The organism is Flavobacterium agri, assembly GCF_013401995.1.
Taxonomy (GTDB): Bacteria; Bacteroidota; Bacteroidia; order Flavobacteriales; family Flavobacteriaceae; genus Flavobacterium; species Flavobacterium agri.
The window spans coordinates 695,530-715,293 of sequence record NZ_JACBJI010000001.1 but is presented as its reverse complement, the minus strand read 5'-3'; the positions used below and the strand labels follow the sequence as shown (position 1 = coordinate 715,293).

17 protein-coding genes are annotated in these 19,764 nt (G+C 47.0%); 11 read left to right on the top strand and 6 right to left on the bottom strand.

All coding sequences use genetic code 11. The features are described 5' to 3' along the window. Positions 1-75 precede the first annotated feature (75 nt). Genes HZF10_RS03400 through HZF10_RS03365 form a run of 8 tightly spaced genes read left to right on the top strand, consistent with a single transcriptional unit; the run spans position 76 to position 6,280 of the window. Positions 76-1,209: an NAD(P)/FAD-dependent oxidoreductase gene (locus HZF10_RS03400; protein WP_176004771.1), complete on the top strand. Its 1,134-nt coding sequence runs from the start codon at positions 76-78 to the stop codon at positions 1,207-1,209. Beyond that, entirely contained in the window at positions 1,206-1,925 is a 720-nt protein-coding gene (locus tag HZF10_RS03395; RefSeq protein WP_246282457.1) for a methyltransferase domain-containing protein, read from the top strand. The genes HZF10_RS03400 and HZF10_RS03395 overlap by 4 nt, the downstream gene beginning before the upstream one ends. Next, positions 1,922-2,974, top strand: coding sequence for a type III polyketide synthase (locus tag HZF10_RS03390; protein ID WP_176004770.1), 1,053 nt, complete (start codon positions 1,922-1,924; stop codon positions 2,972-2,974). Before HZF10_RS03395 ends, HZF10_RS03390 begins: the two co-directional genes overlap by 4 nt. Continuing rightward, positions 2,974-3,759, top strand: a complete 786-nt coding sequence (locus HZF10_RS03385) for an enoyl-ACP reductase FabI (protein ID WP_176004769.1) — start codon at positions 2,974-2,976, stop codon at positions 3,757-3,759. The genes HZF10_RS03390 and HZF10_RS03385 overlap by 1 nt, the downstream gene beginning before the upstream one ends. Beyond that, positions 3,759-4,193: a 3-hydroxyacyl-ACP dehydratase FabZ family protein gene (locus HZF10_RS03380; RefSeq protein ID WP_176004900.1), complete on the top strand. Its 435-nt coding sequence runs from the start codon at positions 3,759-3,761 to the stop codon at positions 4,191-4,193. Before HZF10_RS03385 ends, HZF10_RS03380 begins: the two co-directional genes overlap by 1 nt. Continuing rightward, positions 4,193-5,467, top strand: a complete 1,275-nt coding sequence (locus tag HZF10_RS03375) for a beta-ketoacyl-[acyl-carrier-protein] synthase family protein (RefSeq protein WP_176004768.1) — start codon at positions 4,193-4,195, stop codon at positions 5,465-5,467. The genes HZF10_RS03380 and HZF10_RS03375 overlap by 1 nt, the downstream gene beginning before the upstream one ends. Positions 5,468-5,477: 10 nt before the next feature. Further along, complete coding sequence (locus tag HZF10_RS03370) at positions 5,478-5,732, top strand: acyl carrier protein (RefSeq protein ID WP_176004767.1); 255 nt, start codon at positions 5,478-5,480, stop codon at positions 5,730-5,732. Further along, positions 5,729-6,280, top strand: a complete 552-nt coding sequence (locus HZF10_RS03365; RefSeq protein WP_176004766.1) for a 4'-phosphopantetheinyl transferase family protein — start codon at positions 5,729-5,731, stop codon at positions 6,278-6,280. The genes HZF10_RS03370 and HZF10_RS03365 overlap by 4 nt, the downstream gene beginning before the upstream one ends. On the opposite strand, the gene HZF10_RS03360 is transcribed toward HZF10_RS03365, so the two are convergent. Genes HZF10_RS03360 through HZF10_RS03345 form a run of 4 tightly spaced genes read right to left on the bottom strand, consistent with a single transcriptional unit; the run spans position 6,197 to position 10,000 of the window. Further along, complete coding sequence (locus HZF10_RS03360) at positions 6,197-6,592, bottom strand: OsmC family protein (RefSeq protein WP_176004765.1); 396 nt, start codon at positions 6,590-6,592, stop codon at positions 6,197-6,199. The two genes, HZF10_RS03365 and HZF10_RS03360, sit on opposite strands and share 84 nt — an antisense overlap. Beyond that, positions 6,592-7,470, bottom strand: a complete 879-nt coding sequence (locus HZF10_RS03355) for a pirin family protein (RefSeq protein WP_176004764.1) — start codon at positions 7,468-7,470, stop codon at positions 6,592-6,594. The genes HZF10_RS03360 and HZF10_RS03355 overlap by 1 nt, the downstream gene beginning before the upstream one ends. Positions 7,471-7,490: 20 nt before the next feature. Next, positions 7,491-8,087, bottom strand: a complete 597-nt coding sequence (locus tag HZF10_RS03350; RefSeq protein WP_176004763.1) for a 3'-5' exonuclease — start codon at positions 8,085-8,087, stop codon at positions 7,491-7,493. Further along, on the bottom strand, positions 8,087-10,000 hold the full coding sequence (locus HZF10_RS03345) for a DUF294 nucleotidyltransferase-like domain-containing protein (RefSeq protein ID WP_176004762.1): 1,914 nt from the start codon (positions 9,998-10,000) through the stop codon (positions 8,087-8,089). Before HZF10_RS03345 ends, HZF10_RS03350 begins: the two co-directional genes overlap by 1 nt. 158 nt (positions 10,001-10,158) lie before the next feature. Here HZF10_RS03345 and HZF10_RS03340 point away from each other — a divergent pair, with 158 nt between their 5' ends. From HZF10_RS03340 to HZF10_RS03330, 3 genes are all read left to right on the top strand, one after another. Further along, entirely contained in the window at positions 10,159-11,052 is an 894-nt protein-coding gene (locus HZF10_RS03340) for a DnaJ C-terminal domain-containing protein (protein ID WP_176004761.1), read from the top strand. Further along, the gene (locus HZF10_RS03335) at positions 11,049-11,333 is read left to right on the top strand and encodes a chaperone modulator CbpM (protein WP_176004760.1); all 285 of its coding nucleotides are present in this window, start codon (positions 11,049-11,051) and stop codon (positions 11,331-11,333) included. The genes HZF10_RS03340 and HZF10_RS03335 overlap by 4 nt, the downstream gene beginning before the upstream one ends. An 866-nt stretch (positions 11,334-12,199) precedes the next feature. Continuing rightward, a complete protein-coding gene (locus HZF10_RS03330; protein WP_176004759.1) occupies positions 12,200-13,825 on the top strand; it encodes a T9SS type A sorting domain-containing protein in 1,626 nt (541 codons plus the stop codon). 57 nt (positions 13,826-13,882) lie between these two features. Here HZF10_RS03330 and HZF10_RS03325 read toward each other — a convergent pair whose 3' ends face one another. Beyond that, the gene (locus HZF10_RS03325) at positions 13,883-17,785 is read right to left on the bottom strand and encodes a DUF2194 domain-containing protein (protein ID WP_176004758.1); all 3,903 of its coding nucleotides are present in this window, start codon (positions 17,783-17,785) and stop codon (positions 13,883-13,885) included. 3 nt (positions 17,786-17,788) lie between these two features. Beyond that, entirely contained in the window at positions 17,789-19,720 is a 1,932-nt protein-coding gene (locus tag HZF10_RS03320) for a hypothetical protein (RefSeq protein WP_179235268.1), read from the bottom strand. Positions 19,721-19,764 lie beyond the last annotated feature (44 nt).

Here is a 19,764-nt window from a genome sequence, read left to right as displayed (position 1 = left end):
CGGTTTCTGTAAATCGTGTAAGAAAATCGAATTCATTTACAAATCCATCAACAGCCTATTTGGTAAATTGCGGCTATGGTAAACAATCGCGTCATCATCGTCGGAGGCGGGCTCGCCGGGCTTACCGCAGCCATTCATCTTTCCAAAACCGGAAACGAGGTGACCTTGGTCGAAAAACAGGAATACCCAAAACATAAAGTGTGCGGCGAATACATCTCGAACGAGGTGATGCCGTATCTCGATTGGCTCGATGTCGATTTGAACGAAATCGGTCCCGTTCATATAAAAAAGGCCGTTTTTTCTACCGTCGACGGCAAGCAGATCCAGTGCGATTTGCCACTCGGCGGAATAGGGATAAGCCGTTACGCGCTCGATAATACGCTGTATAAAACGGCGTTGCGGAACGGATGTCGCATGATACGCGATTCGGTTTCGAATATTTTGTTCGATGCGGAAGCCAATTGTTTTTCGGTCGTGCTTTCCAACGGACAACAATTGAGTGCGAGTGTAGTGCTTGGAGCTTTCGGCAAAAGATCGGGGCTCGACCAGAAATTGGACCGCGATTTCATACACGAAAAATCACCATGGTTGGCCGTAAAGATGCATTATTCGGGCGATTACCCTGATGATCTCGTCGGATTGCACAATTTCGACGGCGGTTACTGCGGTGTATCCAAAGTCGAAAACGGCGCCATAAACGTGTGTTATCTGGCCGATTTCGAGTCGTTCAAAAAATACAAGAACATAGAAGAATACGAATCGGCGGTGGTTTGCGCGAATCCGCATCTTAGCGAACTTTTCGACAATTTTGTGCCTTTGCTCGAACAACCGGTGACGATCAGCCAGGTTTCGTTCGCTAAAAAAGAACCCGTAGAAAACCATATCCTCATGATTGGCGATACGGCAGGATTGATCCATCCGCTGTGCGGAAACGGTATGGCGATGGCGATCCACAGTGCCAAATTGGCCAGCGAATGCGTGAACGATTATCTAGAATCGGGCGTTTCACGTCAAAAAATGGAAGAAAATTATGCCGATATATGGAATTATAATTTCAAAAAACGATTGAAAACAGGGCGGTTACTTGCGGCGATCCTACAAAAACAAGGTGTTTCCCGGCTTTTGCTCAGGACGTTGTCGCTGTTCCCGTCTTTACTGCCTCAAATTATCAGAATGACCCACGGAAAACCTTTGAAGATTGCAGCATGAACCTTACAGTAGACACAACCTATCGCAGTGATTTGCCCGAAATCATGGACGACCTCGACATGAAAGGCGAGCAACTTCGCGACACTCTCGACAAAATAGCGGGATTGAACCGAAAGCTCGGAGGCAACAGCCTAACGCTTGAAGGCGTAAAACAATTGATCAAAAAAATCCCGATGGAACAGGAAATCCGTATCGTCGACGTCGGTTGCGGAAACGGCGACATGCTGCGCGACCTTGCCGATTTTGGAGACCAAACCGGACGTAAATTCAAACTGTCGGGCATCGACGCTAACGAAGACACGATTTCGTATGCGCGAAAAATGTCGCTGCATTATCCCGACATTTCGTATTCCTGCCAGAACATCTTCCATCCCGATTTCGAAAAAAACCAATGCGATATCGTCATCTGCACGCTCACGCTACATCATTTTTCGGATTCCCAAATCATCAGCCTGCTCAAGAAATTCCGCAAGCAATCGGCTATCGGAATCGTAATCAACGACTTACATCGTTCGGCCATCGCATACCGTCTTTTCCAGTTGGTGTGCTATGTTTTCGGATTGGGCGCGATGCCTACCAACGACGGGCTTATTTCTATACTTCGCGGGTTCAAAAAGAGCGAATTGCGCAATTTTTCCCGTAAATTGAACTTTGAAAAATACAGTATCCGATGGAAGTGGGCGTTCCGCTACCAATGGATCATTTCTACTTTATGAGTGTAAAAATCAAGGCAGTAGCCAAAGAATTACCGAATTATAGCAAAGAAACTCCCGAAATCATCGATTTCCTCGACGGATGGCTCGATGGTCAGGACGACCGTTTCGTTCGGAAAGTCAAGAAGATTTTCGAGGGCGCGGCCGTAGACAAACGGTATTCCATCATGGAACCGACCGATGTGTTCACGGCTACTTCTTTCGAGGAAAAGAACGATATCTATACGCGCGAAGTCATCGACCTTGGCGAAAAAGTCTTGCGTAAAGCCTTGCTCAAAGCGGCTTGGGATCCGCTCGCGCTCGATTATATCATTACCGTGAGCTGTACGGGCATCATGATTCCGTCTTTGGATGCGTACCTGATCAATCTTGTCGGATTGCGCCAGGACATCGTGCGCTTGCCCGTTACCGAAATGGGCTGCGCGGCCGGCGTTTCGGGCATCATTTACGCGAAGAATTTCCTGAAGGCGAATCCTGGTAAACGCGCGGCGGTGATTGCGGTCGAAAGCCCCACGGCTACTTTCCAATTGAATGATTATTCGATGCCGAACGTGGTCAGTGCCGCTATTTTCGGTGACGGGGCGGCTTGTGTGCTGCTTTCTTCCGATGAAAATGACGAAGGTCCCGAAGTCGTAGCCGAAGAGATGTACCACTTTTACGACAACGAACACATGATGGGCTTCAAGCTGACCAATTCGGGTCTCCAGATGGTTTTGGATGTCGAAGTTCCCGAGACGATCGCGGCCCACTTTCCTAAAATCGTACATCCGTTCCTTGAAAAAAACGGATTGCGCATCGAAGATATCGACCACCTTATTTTCCATCCCGGCGGACGAAAGATCATCCAGACCGTCGAGGAGCTTTTCGCCGGATTGGGCAAGAACATCGACATGACCAAAGCGATCTTGCGCAATTACGGCAATATGTCGAGCGCGACCGTGTTGTACGTGCTTGAGGAAATTATGGACGAAAATCCCAAAAAAGGCGAGACCGGTCTTATGCTGAGTTTCGGTCCCGGATTTTCGGCCCAAAGGATCTTGCTGCGTTTTTGATGGGTGACTTCTCTGCTACGGGATATTGGGCCGTCGTTTTGGGCGGCAGCAGCGGATTGGGTTTCGCTTCGGCTAAAAAACTGGCCGAACACGGCATGAACGTATGCGTGATTTACCGCAGTCCGCGTTCCGAAAAGGAAATGCTCGAAACCAATTTCTACCAAATCCGCAAAACGGGTGTGGAATTTCTCGAATTCAATGCCGACGCGTTAAATTCCGATAAACAACTCGAAATCCTTTCCAAACTCAAAAATGCGATGGGCGAAGGAAAAGTGCGTTGTTTGCTGCATAGCATCGCCAAAGGAAACCTGAAAGCGATGGATGGATTAGACAGTCTTTCTTCGGACGATTTCCGTACCACTTTCGATGCGATGGCCGCAAGTCTTTACGAATGGACGAAACTGCTTTTTAACGCGGGATTGTTCGCTGCGGACGCTCGAATCCTGGCTTTCACAAGCGAAGGGAGCACAAAAGCTTGGAAGCATTACGCCGCGGTCTCTTCGGCGAAAGCTGCACTGGAAGCCATTTCACGAAGTATCGCGTTAGAATTTGCGCCTCACGGTATCCGGTCGAACTGTATTCAGGCAGGCGTTACCGATACGGCGGCTTTGCGCATGATTCCCGGAAATGAGGATTTGGTCAAACATTCAATTTCAAGAAATCCGTTCAAGCGATTGACTGCACCCGAAGATGTCGCGAATGTGGTTTATCTGATGAACAAAGACGAATCGGCTTGGATAAATGGGACGATAATTCCCGTAAACGGAGGAGAACACTTGCAATGATCACCAATCAGCAAATACTCGAAAGACTGCCGTATTCCAAACCATTCTTGTTTGTGGATGAGTTGCTCGACGTGAACGAAAATGGCGCAAAAGGCACTTTCTTTTTTGATGCTGATCTCGATTTCTACAAAGGGCATTTTCGCGACAATCCGATTACTCCGGGTGTGATTTTGATAGAAACCATGGCGCAGATCGGTGTGGTTAGCCTTGGAATCTATTTGTTGGATGATGACTTTAATAAACAAACGACAATAGCATTAACTTCCAGTGAAATAGAATTTTTAAAACCTGTTTTTCCGAACGAAAAAGTCGTCGTAACTTCAAGTAAGAAATATTTCCGTTTCGGCAAACTCAAATGCGTGGTCGAAATGCGCAACGCCAAAGATGAAATCGTTTGCAGCGGCACGATATCGGGCATCATAACCAACAAATAATGAAAAAAAGAGTCGTCATAACCGGATTGGGCGTTTGTGCGCCGAACGGGATCGGTATCGCTGAATTCCTCGACGCCATCCGTTCGGGAAAATCGGGCATACGATTCGACGAGCAATTGGCCGATCTTCAATTCTCGTGTCAGATTTCGGCCAAACCGCAAATCACGGACGAAATAAAAAAACAATATTTCACCGAACTCGAACTGCGCAATTTCGATGCGGATGGTATCCTATACGGCGTAATTGCCGGAATGCAAGCCTGGAAAGACGCCAACTTGCCTTCAAATCCCGAAGAAACCGATTTCGATTCAGGAACGATTTTCGGATCTGGAACTTCCGGTATCGGCAAATTCCGCGAAAGCATCTATAAGATCGACGACAAAAACGTTCGCCGATTAGGAAGCACGGCCGTTGCGCAAACCATGGTCAGTGGCGTGAGTGCTTACCTAGGCGGAAAATTGGCGCTCGGAAATATCGTCACCACGAACTCATCGGCTTGTACGACGGGCGCGGAAGCGATCCTGATGGCGTACGACCGAATCGTTTCAGGTCAGGCGAAACGCATGCTCGCCGGAAGCACGAGCGATTCGGGTCCTTACATTTGGGGCGGTTTCGACGCGATGCGCGTGTGTACGTTCAAACACAATGACGATCCCGAAAAAGGTTCGCGTCCGATGAGCGCGACGGCTTCAGGTTTCGTTCCGGGCGCAGGCGCAGGCGCACTTTTGCTTGAAGATTTGGATTCGGCTCTCGAAAGAGGCGCACTGATTTATGCCGAGGTTTTGGGCGGAAACGTCAACTCGGGCGGACAAAGAGGTGAAGGCTCGATGACGGCACCGAATCCTATTGCAGTTCAAAAATGCATTTCGGACGCGCTCAAAAACGCGGGAATCGAAGGAAAAGACATCGATGCGATCAACGGACATCTCACGGCAACTTCAAAAGACAGCCTCGAAATCGAGAACTGGACAAAAGCTTTGGATAGGAAAGGCGACGATTTTCCGTACATAAACTCATTGAAATCAACAGTAGGGCATTGCTTGTCGGGAGCCGGAAGCGTAGAGAGCGTGGCCGCCGTACTTCAGGTGAAACACGGTTTCGTATTCCCGAATTCGAATTGCGAAGACCTGCATCCGGAAATATCCGAATTGGTGTCCTCAGAAAAAATTCCGACGCAACTCATTGAAAAACAGATTGACTATTTGGCCAAGGCCAGTTTCGGTTTTGGCGATGTGAACGGATGTGTTATATTTAGTCGATATTTGACCGAATAAACACCAAAACATGAACAAAGCCGAAACCATAGAGAAGCTCAAGAGCATCGTGAAGCCGTATGTGAAGAATGCCGAAGCTTTTGAAAACCTAAGCGAAGACACCGATTTCATTCGCGATCTTCAAATCAATTCGGCCAATCTCGTAGATGTCGCGCTCGACGTTGAGGAAGCTTTCGACATCACCATAGACAACGCTTCGATGGAGAAAATGCTAAACGTAAAAGCGGCACTCGAAATCATCGAATCCAAATTGTCCGAAGAATGATCGGCAACGACGTCATCGACCTTGAATTGGCTGCGGCCGAAAGCGATTGGCGTCGTAAAGGATTTCTCGAAAAGTTATTTTCGGCAGATGAAATGCGATTGGTACTCGAATCCGAAAATCCAGAAATTTCGGTTTGGAATTTATGGAGCAGGAAAGAAGCCGCGTATAAAATCTTCAATCGTAACACCGGAATACGCGCGTTCAATCCGAAACATTTCCATTGTCGCGACCTGAACGATTCGGGCATTGTCGTTTTCGGAGATTCGAGAGTGTATTCCAAAACCGAGATCACGTCACAATACATCCATACGATTTGTGTCGAGGATCGAAATGATTGGAACAAGATTGCTTCGCTTTCCGAATCCCAAATCATCAAAAAAGACGATTTGCCGTTCGTGTATCAACATGGCGGTTATTTTCCCGCAACGGTCAGCCATCACGGCCGATTCGAATTCCGATTCGGTTTATTCAAGAATGGTCTCGATCGAGATCTGTCCTTCCAAAGTGCGATGTACCGGACATTTTTCGGCGATTTCCAACAACCGTGAACATTGTTCCTGATCGAGATTTCCCGAAAATGCGATATGACGGATAAACGTAGCCTTGTCTGCCTTGTCGTCTCGCTCGAAACTTACCTGCGTAATCACTTCTTCCAAGTCCCATCCTTTGCGGTCGGCGTACATGCGCAACGTGGCCGAAGTGCATGTGCCCAAGGCCGAAGCCAGCAATTCGAAAGGGGAGAAGCCTGAATTTTTTCCGCCTAAATGTACCGGTTCGTCTGCAATCAACGTATTTCCGCTAGAGGAAACGATCGTCATCTTGTATTTTTCGCGTCCGATTTTCGTAGTCGTGCTCGCCATCAGAACCTCGGTTTTGGAAGTGGTACGAATTCGGTTTCACCAGGTACTTTGTCGAATTCCTGAGCCGTCCATTTTTGTTTGGCCGCTTCGATGATTTCTTTGGAGGAAGCCACGAAGTTCCAGAAAATAAAGCGCTCTTCAGGGAAAGGCTCGCCTCCGAAAATATAAACGGTGGTGTTTTCGCCCATCTCGAACGAACACAATTGGGCGTCTTTGGCCACAAGCAATTGTTTCGGACCGAAAATATGGCCGTCGTTCGACACATTACCTTCAAGGATATACATGCCGCTTTCGCCGAAAAGATCGCTGCCGATGTTTATCGTTTGGGCTGATGTCGATTTGATTTCGATCAGATACAAAGGACTGTAAACGGGAACGGCCGATTTGCGCCCGAAAGCTTCGCCTGCGATCAATCGGAATTGCACGCCATCGCTTTCCCAATGAGGGATATCTTCGGCTTCGACATGGTGGAAAGAAGGTTCTCCTTGTTCCAGATGTTTCGGAAGTGCGACCCAAATCTGTAAGCCGTGCAGCATTTTTTCGGAATGGCGCAGGTATTCGGGCGTCCTTTCGGAATGTACGATGCCTTTTCCGGCCGTCATCCAGTTGACTTGTCCGGGTTTGATTTCTACGGCCGAACCCAGGCTATCGCGGTGCATGATCGAGCCTTCGAACAAATAGGTCAAAGTCGACAATCCGATATGCGGATGAGGCGGCACATCCATATTCTCGTGGTCGCTGAGTTTGGCCGGTCCCATGTGGTCGATAAACGCGAAAGGTCCGACCATGCGTTTTTCGCGGAACGGCAAAAGACGTCCGACGAGGAAATTGCCGATATCGGCGGGACGTTCTTCGATGATAAGTTGTATGTTCGACATGATTGTTGGTTTTTAATGGATTATTGGATGCCCAGGCGCGACTTGAGTTTGAGGAACAACAACGCCATGATATAGGCGTCGTCGACGGCGGTCATACGGTCCGAAATCGGGATTTTGTAAAATCGTGCGAGTTCGTCCAGAGAGAACTGCTTGTCTGTGATATCGTTGAGTTTGCGGTGCATGATCTCGATGTCGAGCGCTTCGTTTTTGAGTCTTCCGCAGCCCAATTTTTCGAGCGCCATATTGATCATGTCGACATCGTGATGGATGCGATGCCCTACCAAAACGGCATTTCCGATAAAATTCACGAACGCTTCGACGGCTTCGGGCTCGCCGAGTTTGTCTTGTTTGCTTTCGATGACGAATTCGTTGTCCATCTCGTTGTCGTGCAGGAATTTGTATTGCGGGATCACGATCTCGAAATGGTCGCCGATCATAAGGTTGTTGTTGAAGACACCCATGGCGCCAAATGCAAAAATCACGTCCTTTTCCGGGTTAGTGCCCGACGTTTCCAGGCTTAACGTCACAAACCTCTTGGAGCGATGATCGAATTTGGCCAGGTATTTTTTCCAGAATTCGGGATATTCCTTGTTGATGTGCTTGATCCAGTCGAACATTATGAAAACTGCGTTAGTCTAAATTTGTCTTTAATGATTTCTTCGAGGTCTTTCATGTGTTCCAACGCCATTTTGAGTCGGTCCTTGTCGATGCGCGAAAGCTCTTCGAGGTTGAGGAAACGTCCGTCATTGTCGTACTTCATACCTTCGAGCGTGCGATATTTCGACAGTGTGAGGTAAGCTTCTGCACAATTAAGATACACTTCGGAATGTTTGGGCTCGATCATCGCAAGTTGCTTGAAACGCATATACGTATTGGTGATGCCGCGCAGGTTCTGGCCCAAAGCGAGCAATCGGGCACCGTCGGTAAGCGGCATGATGCCTTTGAGCTTGATGTCGAATTTGTTTCTGTTTTCGCCTTCTTCCTCTACGTTGAACTTCTTGAAAAAGCTCAAAGGCGGCGGTTTGCGCAAGGCATCGTTACCGAGATAGTCGAAAAAGGAATTGCGTTTTGTACTCGTGTAGATCACATCCATCAAGGCTTCTTCTATTTTGGATTCGCCGAAAACCAGGTCGAAATCGAAGAAAATCGGGCTTATCTCGTTGCTTTTCTCACCTGGAGTCGTCATCCAGCCTTGAAATTGCTTGATCCAGTCCGAAACCGATTTACACCACATCATGTTGCCGGCCACATGACCATTTGGGCAGGGCGCGTATCCTATTTTTTCGAGCACGGCGACGGTTCTTTTTGCGAGCCTTAAGAAATAGTCCTTGACGTCTTTGTATTTTTCTGGAGCGACATCTTCAAAAACGAGCATGCTGTCCTGATCGGTCAACAGCAATTGTTCCTTACGGCCTTGGCTTCCGATGGCGAGCCACGCAAATCGGGCGGGAGGCGAACCCAAATCGAGAATCGCGATTTCCACGGAGCGTTTGATGAGCGCCATATTGATCTCGCTTCCGATATTGTTCACATGCGACATCGGAATGTTCTTGGTCAAAGACGAACGGATCAGTTCGCTCATTTTTTCACGCACCGCACGCAATTCACGAGGATGTTGGGCACGCTTGATCTCTTTGATTAAAACGCCTGGGTTATTGGCTTGAGCTGCAATGAGATCGTGCTGTGAAATGACGCCTCTTAACGGTGATTTGTCCGAACCGTCAACCGTCACGACCAAATGGGTGACATTGTTCTTGAGCAGCAACAACTGCGCTTCGGCCAACGACACATTTTCGGGAACGGAAACCACGGGAGAAGCCATTACGCGATCAACGGCAATCGTAACCGGAAAACGTCCCGTCGCGATCTTGGACCGCAAATCGCTGTCGGTCAAAATGCCCAACGGGATTTCGCCTTGGGTCACGACCGCACAATCCGAAAGGTATTCGGTCATTTGCTGTGCGACATCCTTTACGAGCGAGGCTGTCGAAGCTTTCAAGGGCGTCTTATTGTACGTAAGCGATTGGAAAAACTGCATTTCGGGTTGTTGCTCAGGTAAAAAGTGCGAATCCGAAATCAATTTGCCGCGGGTTTGCTTGTCGGCCGGGTTACGGCTATTCGTGGCGAAACTTTCCAAAAGGAAATCGAGTACCTCGGAATTCTGTGCCACAAACGGACGAAAAGTCGCGATAGGTACGGCATACACGATACTTTCTTCTCTCGCTTTGGCCGTCATCATATAATTGTTACGCGCAAAAAACGGTCTCAGGCCGAAAATATCGCCCGGAAGACACTTATTGAGAAGGTTTTCCTCGGCGTCGGCAATTACGGTGAGGTTCACTACGCCCGAAGCCACGACGTAAAAGCTGTCGTGGAGCGAATCGTTTATCTTGAAAAGCGTTTGGTTCTTGTCTAAAGTGACCACGCGTATATCGGTAGCAATACGGATCAGGTCGTCGTAAGACAATTTGTTGAAAGGAGGGAAGTCCTTCAGGAAATCGGCGATTCTTTCTGCAATGCTGTTTCTCATGTCCAGGGTTCAAAAACTTAAAAATACGAATAATAAAACTGTCGAAGAAGTCCGAAACACGCAAAGTTTGCGCATTTTTTCAACGATTTTAAATTCGTGTTAAACTGTTCAGGCCGCGTAAAATATGATGTAAATTTAAAAAGAGAATATACTTCGACATGGCATTCATCGACTATTATAAAACACTTGGAGTAGACAAGAACGCTTCGGCCGACGACATCAAGAAAGCCTACCGCAAACTGGCGCGCAAGCATCATCCGGACGTGAATCCGGACGATAAGGACGCAAATCTCAAATTCCAACAGATCAACGAAGCTTACGAAGTGCTCTCGAACGAGGAGAATCGCAAGAAATACGACCAATACGGCGAGAACTGGCAACATTCGGAACAGTTCGAAAATGCACAAAGAAGCCGTCAGCAAGGCCAAAACGAAGGTTATACGTATAGTAATTCCAACTTCAATGAAGGCGATTTTTCGGAATTCTTCGAGTCGATGTTCGGTGGCGCAAGAGGCCGCGGCTTCAGACAAACAGCTTATAAAGGACAAGATTATTCGTCTGAAATCCATCTGAAATTGCGCGATGTACTCGAAACACACAAGCAGACGCTTTCTGTAAACGGCAAGAATATCAGGATTACGGTTCCTGCGGGTGTTGCCGACGGACAGCTCATAAAACTTACAGGTTTCGGTGCTCCGGGCACAAATGGCGGGCCGTCGGGCGATCTGTATCTGACGTTCGTAATCGAAAACGACAAGGAGTTCAAACGTCTCGGCGACGATTTATATAAAAACGTAGCCATCGATTTGTTTACGGCAGTGCTTGGAGGCGAAATTACCGTTGAAACTTTGTCGGGTAAAGTAAAACTGAAAATTACCGAAAGCACGCAAAACGGTACAAAAGTACGGCTCAAAGGAAAAGGAATGCCGATATATAAAAAGGACGGACAATTCGGCGATCTTTTCGTCACGTACAAAGTGGAAATCCCCAAAAATCTCAGCGAACGCGAAAAAGAATTGTTTACCGAAATTTCTAATCTGCATAAAAAATGAACAGACGTCTGACCATAATCGAATATTGCCGTATATATAAAGTCGAACCAGAGTTTTTGGAAGAACTCGAGGAAAACGGTCTTGTGGAATTCGGAACCGAAAAATCCGTCAAATATGTACTTGAGGAAAATTTTGCAGATTTGGAGCGTTTCAGGGTTTGGCATTATGAGTTGCATGTGAATATGGAAGGCATCGATGTGATTCGGAATCTTCTTGAAAAACAAGCGCATCTGAAATCGGAAGTTTTGGAACTGAAAAGGAGGCTGGGATTTTATGAATAAGCTGGTTCGAACGGGAATAGTTTAAAAATCTATTTTACATAATATAAATTATAGTGCATGTATTTGATATTGGAAATATATCAAAAGCTCTTGATTTATTGACAATGTCGACCACAGTCCCGAATTACTTCAATAATTATATGAACCATTTAAATTCAAACAAATTGAAAATCCGGTTTACATTCAAGCTAAAATCCTGTACGTTTTAAGGATTCAAAATTTTCGAATTTTCCGCTTCAAGAAAAATGTAAAACGTTTACGCGCTAAAATCCGCAACGCAAATTTTGACCTATAAATTTGATTTAGGCCTTCGACGTTATTCCTTAGATTTTTTGTTGCTAAAATCGATACTGGACTGATACCAAATATTCAACTCGAATACTTACGGATTCGCTTACAGCAATTTGACGAATTTCCAGTAAAATGACTCCCGAAAAATAAATCTCGGAATGTCCGAATTCACATCGACTCGATCGATTTTTGGAAACTTTTCAAATAATCGACGAAATTCACGCATTCATCGACCAACTGCGAACCCGATTTTTCCTTCAAAAAACCGTAGTTATGAACAATTTTTAATGAAATTGTTAAAAACCTATTTTCGTCTTTTGTCGGATAATTTCTTACAGTAATAAAATATTTTGTAGGAAATATTTTTCATAAACTCTTAAAAAATACAGTTTATCGATGAAATTAGGTTTTTTAACATTTGTTTTTCTACTTTTAAAACATCGACAAACTAGATTTGCGAACGGGATTCTAAATGCCATTTTTGAAAGAATCTCAATCAAAACGCCCTAAATCCAAAACATAATATTAACCCCAAAAAGCAGCGTAGTGCTTTTTAAAAAACTTGACCTACTATTATGAAGAAATTATTGGCTCTGACGGGGGCGCTGATTTCCTTTTGTGGAATCGCGCAAACTACCACTGTATCCTACGCCCCAACTACAGCAAGCTTTTCGAATCCGGAAAGAGGGTTTTACCGACACACCGAAACGCACTCCGATTCATACAGCAGTCTAAATCAGACCACGCTGACGAATTATCGCGTCAACAACAAGTACACGCTCGTATTGCGACTTTGCTATCTTGAAAACTTCGTGAACGCGAACATCTCTTCATCTTATCTTACTGCGATGCAGGCCGATTTCACCAAAATCAGGAATGCCGGTCTTAAATGTATTTTGCGTTTCGCCTATTCCGACGACAACGACAACGGAAATCCGCAAGACGCAAGCAAGGCCCAGATTTTGGCACACATCGGACAATTGCAGAACATGCTTCAGGAAAATGCCGACGTGATTGCGGTCGTGCAGGCCGGTTTTATCGGTGCTTGGGGCGAATGGTATTATACCGATCACTTCGGAATGGAACCGACCGCAACCGATTACCAAAACCGCAAAGCCGTCGTGGATGCCTTGCTTGCCGCATTGCCTACGAGTCGCATGGTGCAATTGCGCACGCCTTCTCTTAAAAGGAATACGTATACGACATCGGCTGCTTTGACCGCCGCCCAGGCTTTCAGTACTTCGCTTCCGGTGGCGCGTATCGGCCATCACAACGATTGCTTCCTTGCGAGCGAAGACGATTACGGAACCTATAACAACATCGGCAGCGAATATCCTTATTTGGAGCAGGAAACGAAATATACGCCTATGGGCGGTGAAACCTGTGCCGTGAACGAACCGCGTTCTGAATGTGAGACCGCGCTTTTGGAAATGGCCAAATTTCACTGGTCGTATCTCAATGTGGATTATCACCCGGACGTGATCGACGGATTCGAAAGCAATTCCTGCCTTGACGACATGGAAAGAAGGTTGGGATATCGATTTGAGCTTCAGTCGGGAACGTATCCTAACACCGCTAATATCGGAAGTGCGATGGCCGTATCGTTCCAAGTGAAAAACACCGGATTTGCCGCGCCTTACAATCCGAGAACGGCTTACATCGTCCTAAAAAATACTACAAACGGAGTCGTTTACAGCATTCCTTTGGCCACTAACGTGAGATTGTGGCAATCGAATACGACGCAAACCGTTACCGAAAGCATCGTTTTGCCTAACAATATGACGACGGGTGCTTATCAGCTGTATTTGAATTTACCTGATCCTGCGGCGGCTTTGAGCACACGTCCCGAATATTCGATCCGTATGGCGAACGACAACGTTTGGGACAACTCTACCGGTTACAACAGCTTGAATCATACGATCAATGTCGGAACTGCTCTTGGTGTTGGCGACAATCCGATCGCTACCGAACTCAGGATCTATCCGGTTCCTACGCATGGCGAACTTACCGTGGAATACGACGGTATCGAAGATTTCAAAGCCACGGTTTTCAACTCTGTCGGACAAGTCGTAGGCGTGCGTTCTTCGCTAAACGGAAACAAGATGTTGTTGAATACTTCGGGCTTGAGCAACGGGATTTATTTCGTGCAACTCGACAACGGATCAACCAAAACGGTCAAGAAATTCATCGTCAGCAATTAAGCTGATACGCATAAGTTAATTGATTGATTTATAACCGGCAGCAAGTTCCTCTGCCGGTTATTTTTTTGCCCTTTTCTTTAGGTTGTGCTTGACTCCCAAAAGGAAAGCGTTCGAATAGAACTTGTCCTGCGTATACATTTCGAATGTTGCTGAAAGCGAGGTATAATCCCAGATTTGCCAGTTGGCCTCGCCTGTATAGCGCATGAAGTTGCCGCTGTAATCGTCCTGGAAATATGACGCTTCGAGTTTCGCGGTCAGGTCGCTGTCCTGTTTTCCGTATCTCCAGCCGATTCCGCCTCCGTAATACAGACGCTCATCGAGTACCCAATACGGATATCCGTACGCGGTATTGGCGTTCACGCTCTTACCGACCGATCCTTGAGAGAACGAAGCCTCGACAAACGGAAGGAAGCGCATGCGCACATCGGCTCCGTTGTCCCAAACCGTTTTGCTCGTCAGGATCACTTCATACGAAGCCCCGATCTGGATTGGCGTGCGCGACTTACTTGCCGAATAATAATTTCCTTCGACGGTCATGTTCTGGTTGAAATGTTTTAGGAAGAAAAATTCTCCGTAAGCCACGGCCTGCGTGCGATAGATTTCCTTGCGATAAGCCGGTCCGGTTTCGGCCGGGAACAATTTGGCTTCGGCCGAGAAGAAGCTTTTCCCGAACGATTTGCTCGCGCCCAATCCGGCGTGGAAGTAAATATTGCCGTAGTCAGTATACTCTACTCTTCCACGTCCCCAATATTGCAGTTTTTCGGCATCGACCGGATTGTTGAACTGGTATTGCAATCCGTACACCGAGTTGGTGAGATTGTCTTTCGGATCGTACAAATCGATTTTGATATCGTACATGCGGCTATAGGTGAAACTAAAGCTGTGCATGTTCTTTTTCTTGTCGAAATGCCCGTAAGTAGCTACATTCTTGAAGAACTGCGGAAGGTCTTTGTTGGTTTCCATCGCGCTGTTGATCGATACGAAATCTCCGTACTGCTTGCGGAAATCTTTGGTAAGAGCGGCTAACACTTCGGGATAGAAAAGTTCCGGATGCTTGAGCACGAGTTCCTGTTGCAGCGCTTCTTCCACATACATCACGTCTTTGTTGAGCATGGCGCGCAATTCGTCTTTTTCGGGACTGTCGGGAAGCGATTTGGCCAGAATCCAGGCTTCGAGGAATCTACCTTGTTCATGGTAAATGCCTGCCATCACGGCTTTCGTCTTGTAATCGTCCGGATTTATCGCGATGTACTTTTTGTATTCGTCTTCCAACGGTTTATACGCCTTGATCTCTAGCATCCACGACATTTTCGACGCAAAATCGATGTCATCGCTAAGCAATGCCCATGCATAAGCTTTCTCGAATTCGTTGTTGTCGGCGTATAGCCAGGCCACGTCTGTTGCGATCGGACCGTATTTTCCCTCGGGCTTTATCTTGTCGAGTTCTTCCCGGGCCGTTTTGGGTTCGTACGTCATCAAATGCTGCAGATATTGCAGGTACGTTTCAAAATTCGTCTCTACCTTAAGCAGCGCCTGCAATGCTTTCTTGATTTTCTCCTGATTTTCGGGTGTGTAGAAATTGGCCACGTAACTGTTGAGCAACTGCACGTCGTTCGGCGTCACGAGCAATTGGGCGTTGAGCCACTTCTCCATCGTAAGGTCGTTCGGATAACCGATCAGGCGGTCGAGTTCCTTCGAATACATGATGTTGTCTTTCGTCGGATACTTCACGCAATATTCCTCGAGCATTTTCCAGACGTCGATCGGACGCTCCTTATCCCAGGCCATATATTTCGCATAACGGTTCCACTCTGTAGAATCGATGGTCGGTTTGGCCATGAGTTTTTGGCTGAATCGGAACATTTCGCGATCCATGACCAAATCGGGATCCTCCTCCTCTACCACATCGGCAACGCCCGACATGTGTTTCTTCTGCTTCGCGATGAAGGCCTTGTATTGTTGGGCGACCGATTTTACGATACGGTCGGTTTCTTTTCTTTGAGCTGCCGATTTCTGGTTCACGTCGGTAAGGTTAAGTTCCGATTTATGCGTGTAGACCGAATACAGAAAACCTTCCATAAACGGCGTTTTCGAGTATAAAGCTTCTTCTTTTTGCAAAGAAGCGTCTATTTTCGGCGCATTCTGGAAACCTGCATATAGGAACCAATATTGGGTATTTCCCATCGATTTTTCGGGTTCGAGCTCGCGCACGCTGTACAATCCGCCCCTGTTTTCGTGCACGAATTTGGATGCGCGCCAGTCGTTGACGATTTTTCCTCCTTCTCCGGCATTTACATAACGCAATTGCGGATAGGTCCTGGCCATTTCGTCGAGGATTGCCGTGAATTCACCCAACATCCCGATGCCTTTTCCTTTGGTCTTGCGCCACCCTAGCTCGCGGGCGTTGCGAAGGTCGAAGTCTCCCGAGCTTTTGTTGAACGGGCTCGGAATCTGGTACACGTCGTCGGGATGCACGAAATGCGTCCAGATTCCGGTGTACAGATACATGGATTCGAGAGAGAATTTCTTGTCGGTTTCCATATAAAAACCATCCGAAATACGCGGATAATCGAAGAAATCCTTGTTGTACGGGTCGAAGTCGAATTCGCGCGCGCCACCTTCAGTCGGTTCGCCCAGATAAAGACTGCAGATGTATTTGATAGACGGCATGCCTTTTCGCAAATAATCCACACCGGCCGGATCGATGATGTTCGACGGTGGAACGTACGTAACCGGAAGCGGCCCGTAATTGGCGATTCCCCATTTCTTCTGCACTGATTTAAGCGCCATTCCGATAAATTCAGGGTTTTTCCAATGCCCTTTCTTGAATTCGACGTGGTTGTAACCGTGAAGGCACAATTCGTGTCCGTGTTTTTTGGAATCGAAAACCAGCCAGTCCGAAAGGATTTCGGTCTTTTTATTGACCTTGATCTTGTGCGAATCCCATTGGTCGAACAAAAACGGCGGCTCCACATTGTTCTTGTAATCGAAAGCGATCATGGCCGAATAACTGATCTTGTACTTCTCGGCGATCTTTTTCATGTCGGGCCACCAAACGTCTTTCACGAAATCGGTGATGGTCAGGTCCAATTCAGATTTGATCGGTTCCGATTTGATGTCGTACACCGGAGACGGGAAGTCGTCGAGGAAAATCGTACTCGTGTTGGCGATCGGATACGGAATGCCATCCAAGCCTCTGAGCAAACCTGCGAACAGCAAACCGCGGTGGATTTTTTCGTATTCTATCGTCGTATTGTAAAAAATGACCTTGCCCTTCCCTATCGGATTTTCGACAATGGACGGAAATTCTTTATTGTTGGCGGCTGTTGCCAATATTTTGACGTCTTTTCTGAAATTGCTGCGCGCATATCCGTAATGCTGTACGTTTTCATCATACGTCTTACCTTTGAGGTTCGGTAAAATGGCAGTGCTGAAGAAAAATCCTTTCGATGTGATGTCGGTCTCGAAATCGCAATCGGGACGCAATCCGGCAAAGAACTGCATGCGTCTGTCTTCGCTGGCCAACGGCAGCAATAAAGTTCCGCCTGCCGCTACGAATTCGGTCAATTTGTTGAGCGCGGCCTGATTGAGGCGCTTGATGTTATACACACAAAGTGAACGCGTCGAAGCAGGCAGTGCCGGTTTTACGTTAAACGATTCGATGTCGATCGACTTGTATGGCAACTTCGTATAATCGCATACTTTCCTGATGTTTCGGTCGTTGGCGACGCTGTTCTTGTCTCCGTTGTCACGGATATAAAAAATGACCGGCGACTGGCTTTCACCCGGCAATGTGTACTGGCGCAGTTCGGTGGCCGGGTTTTTTCCTGAATCGTCAAAAAAGCTGAAATCGTCCACGTCGAAATTGTCGAGCGAACCGCATCCTACGGCTACGAACAAACAGGCCAAAGCGAAAAGTCGCAGGCGGGCCGAATTTGCTATGTAAGTCTTGATCGTCATAGTCTAGAATATAAGGTCGGATATGCGGCTGGATTTGGGTTCGTTCACGATCTCGTATACTTTTACGTGTTCGTTGTCGTAGAACAGTTGCACTTTTCTTCCTCTTTTCTTGAGCAAGGCCAGCTGGTCCATCAATATGGGTTTAAGTTCCCCGTTTTCGGCATAGGTTTCGGAATCGGCCGCCATTTCCTGGTCGAATACAAACACGAGTACGCTTTTCGGGATCACTTCATCGGGATGTTCCTTGATGAATTTTGGATTCTTTATGTTCTTGAAATAAATCGAGTCTTGTTGCGGATAGTCGTAAATGAAATCCGAATAGTTCATGAAAAAGTGCTTGTTCGTGCTCAACGTCTGCGTCATGTTGTTGTTCACGACGGCATACGAGAACGGGAAATAATCGCGTGTGATGTTGTCGTAAGCTTCGAGGACTTCGCGTTGGGCCGGATCCGATTCGGTAAGCACGCCAAGGTTTTTCTGTTGGGATTGCACGCCGATCGCTACGCATCCGATAAAAACCAACGAAATGATGATCGGATTCCATTTCGAGAATTTCGAAAACAATCCGATAAACGGACGCACGAGAACGGCAACCCCGATTCCGGCTACGATCGGCATGAAAATCGACAGGCCTTGTGTGAGCAAATCGTCGTCGATCCACGCATTGTTCATGCTTTTGAGCACAAGCAGCAGATTGAAATAAATCAGGAACGCGAAAGAGGCGCGCCAATCTTCCTTATAAATGAAAGTATAAGCCAGAAGCAAGACCACTGCGACTCCGGAAGCGATTTGATAATAACGCAAAAGTACGTCGAGATTCATCACGAGCTGCGGAATATAAGTATACGAACTCACCGCCAATAAATTGGAATGCAGGAACATTTTGAGGTCGGTTTCGAAATACAGCCCGATAATCACGTAAAGCCCGAACATCAAGCCGACGGCCAAAATGTACGAAAGCAGCCCGACCCACTTGAAATTCCCCGATTTTTTCTTGGCCAGGAACAAACCCGTGAACATAAACGGCGGGAAAAGGATACAAAGCGTGAACAGGTCGATGAGTCCGATGGCCACGAAAACGACAAGGAAACTCAGGAAAAACTGCCACTTGTTCATTTTGAGCATTCCGGGCTTGAGGTAGTATACCATGACGGGCAATCCGAATGTCATCGCAAGGAAAATCGGGCGGTTCTGCAAGATGAAATAAATGTTCAAAGGCGAAAGCGTGTACACCATCGCGAAAATCAACGCGGCTATTGTCGGTGCGATCTGTTTGGACGCGGTGATTTTACTCACGACCCAAAAAATCAATACCGAAATCAACACCGATTCGAGAATTCCGATCGATTGTAATGCGATCTCGGGCGTTACGTTGGCGATCTTTCCGTAGAAATTCACATACGCCAAATCGCCTACTACAGAAGACTGGCCTCCGAACCATTGCTGCAGATCGAAGCCTACAATCGTCTCAAGGTCACTGATCCAAACCGGCGAAAGCGAATACGAATCGTATTTAAAGAAATAGACACGGCTCGCGAAAGTGATCACCGAAATCGCAATCACCAAAAGTAAAATATAAAGCCCGCTCACCTTCCCGGTATTTTTGGTTCTCTTGGTGAACTGAAACCATTTCTTGACGGGATATTCGTTTTCCATGCGCTTGAGCAAAAGCTGTACGTTGTTGCGCACGGTATTTTCATAATACGTTTTCGGATGTCGCAGATTCCTGAGCCCGATATAATCGACGGCGATAATGACCAACAGGATGATCACGCAATTGACCAGGTTGTAGATCCCGATCTGGACCGAGGTGAAAATCAGGATACCCATGATCGCGCCGTATCGGAACCACTGCCAAACCAGAAACTCCAAAAAGTTATTCGATGACGAGGTGTTCACGAGCTTGCGGTTCAGATAATAGATGAACAACAGCATGAAGCATAGCCGTATGAAACCCCATAATATGGAACTGGTGATTG

Coding starts and splice junctions, on each gene's coding strand:
- HZF10_RS03400 (WP_176004771.1), top strand. CDS start 76: ATGGTAAACAATCGCGTCATCATCGTCGGAGGCGGGCTCGCCGGGCTT.
- HZF10_RS03395 (WP_246282457.1), top strand. CDS start 1,206: ATGAACCTTACAGTAGACACAACCTATCGCAGTGATTTGCCCGAAATC.
- HZF10_RS03390 (WP_176004770.1), top strand. CDS start 1,922: ATGAGTGTAAAAATCAAGGCAGTAGCCAAAGAATTACCGAATTATAGC.
- HZF10_RS03385 (WP_176004769.1), top strand. CDS start 2,974: ATGGGTGACTTCTCTGCTACGGGATATTGGGCCGTCGTTTTGGGCGGC.
- HZF10_RS03375 (WP_176004768.1), top strand. CDS start 4,193: ATGAAAAAAAGAGTCGTCATAACCGGATTGGGCGTTTGTGCGCCGAAC.
- HZF10_RS03370 (WP_176004767.1), top strand. CDS start 5,478: ATGAACAAAGCCGAAACCATAGAGAAGCTCAAGAGCATCGTGAAGCCG.
- HZF10_RS03365 (WP_176004766.1), top strand. CDS start 5,729: ATGATCGGCAACGACGTCATCGACCTTGAATTGGCTGCGGCCGAAAGC.
- HZF10_RS03360 (WP_176004765.1), bottom strand. CDS start 6,592: ATGGCGAGCACGACTACGAAAATCGGACGCGAAAAATACAAGATGACG.
- HZF10_RS03355 (WP_176004764.1), bottom strand. CDS start 7,470: ATGTCGAACATACAACTTATCATCGAAGAACGTCCCGCCGATATCGGC.
- HZF10_RS03350 (WP_176004763.1), bottom strand. CDS start 8,087: ATGTTCGACTGGATCAAGCACATCAACAAGGAATATCCCGAATTCTGG.
- HZF10_RS03345 (WP_176004762.1), bottom strand. CDS start 10,000: ATGAGAAACAGCATTGCAGAAAGAATCGCCGATTTCCTGAAGGACTTC.
- HZF10_RS03340 (WP_176004761.1), top strand. CDS start 10,159: ATGGCATTCATCGACTATTATAAAACACTTGGAGTAGACAAGAACGCT.
- HZF10_RS03335 (WP_176004760.1), top strand. CDS start 11,049: ATGAACAGACGTCTGACCATAATCGAATATTGCCGTATATATAAAGTC.
- HZF10_RS03330 (WP_176004759.1), top strand. CDS start 12,200: ATGAAGAAATTATTGGCTCTGACGGGGGCGCTGATTTCCTTTTGTGGA.
- HZF10_RS03325 (WP_176004758.1), bottom strand. CDS start 17,785: ATGACGATCAAGACTTACATAGCAAATTCGGCCCGCCTGCGACTTTTC.
- HZF10_RS03320 (WP_179235268.1), bottom strand. CDS start 19,720: ATGCTGTTGTTCATCTATTATCTGAACCGCAAGCTCGTGAACACCTCG.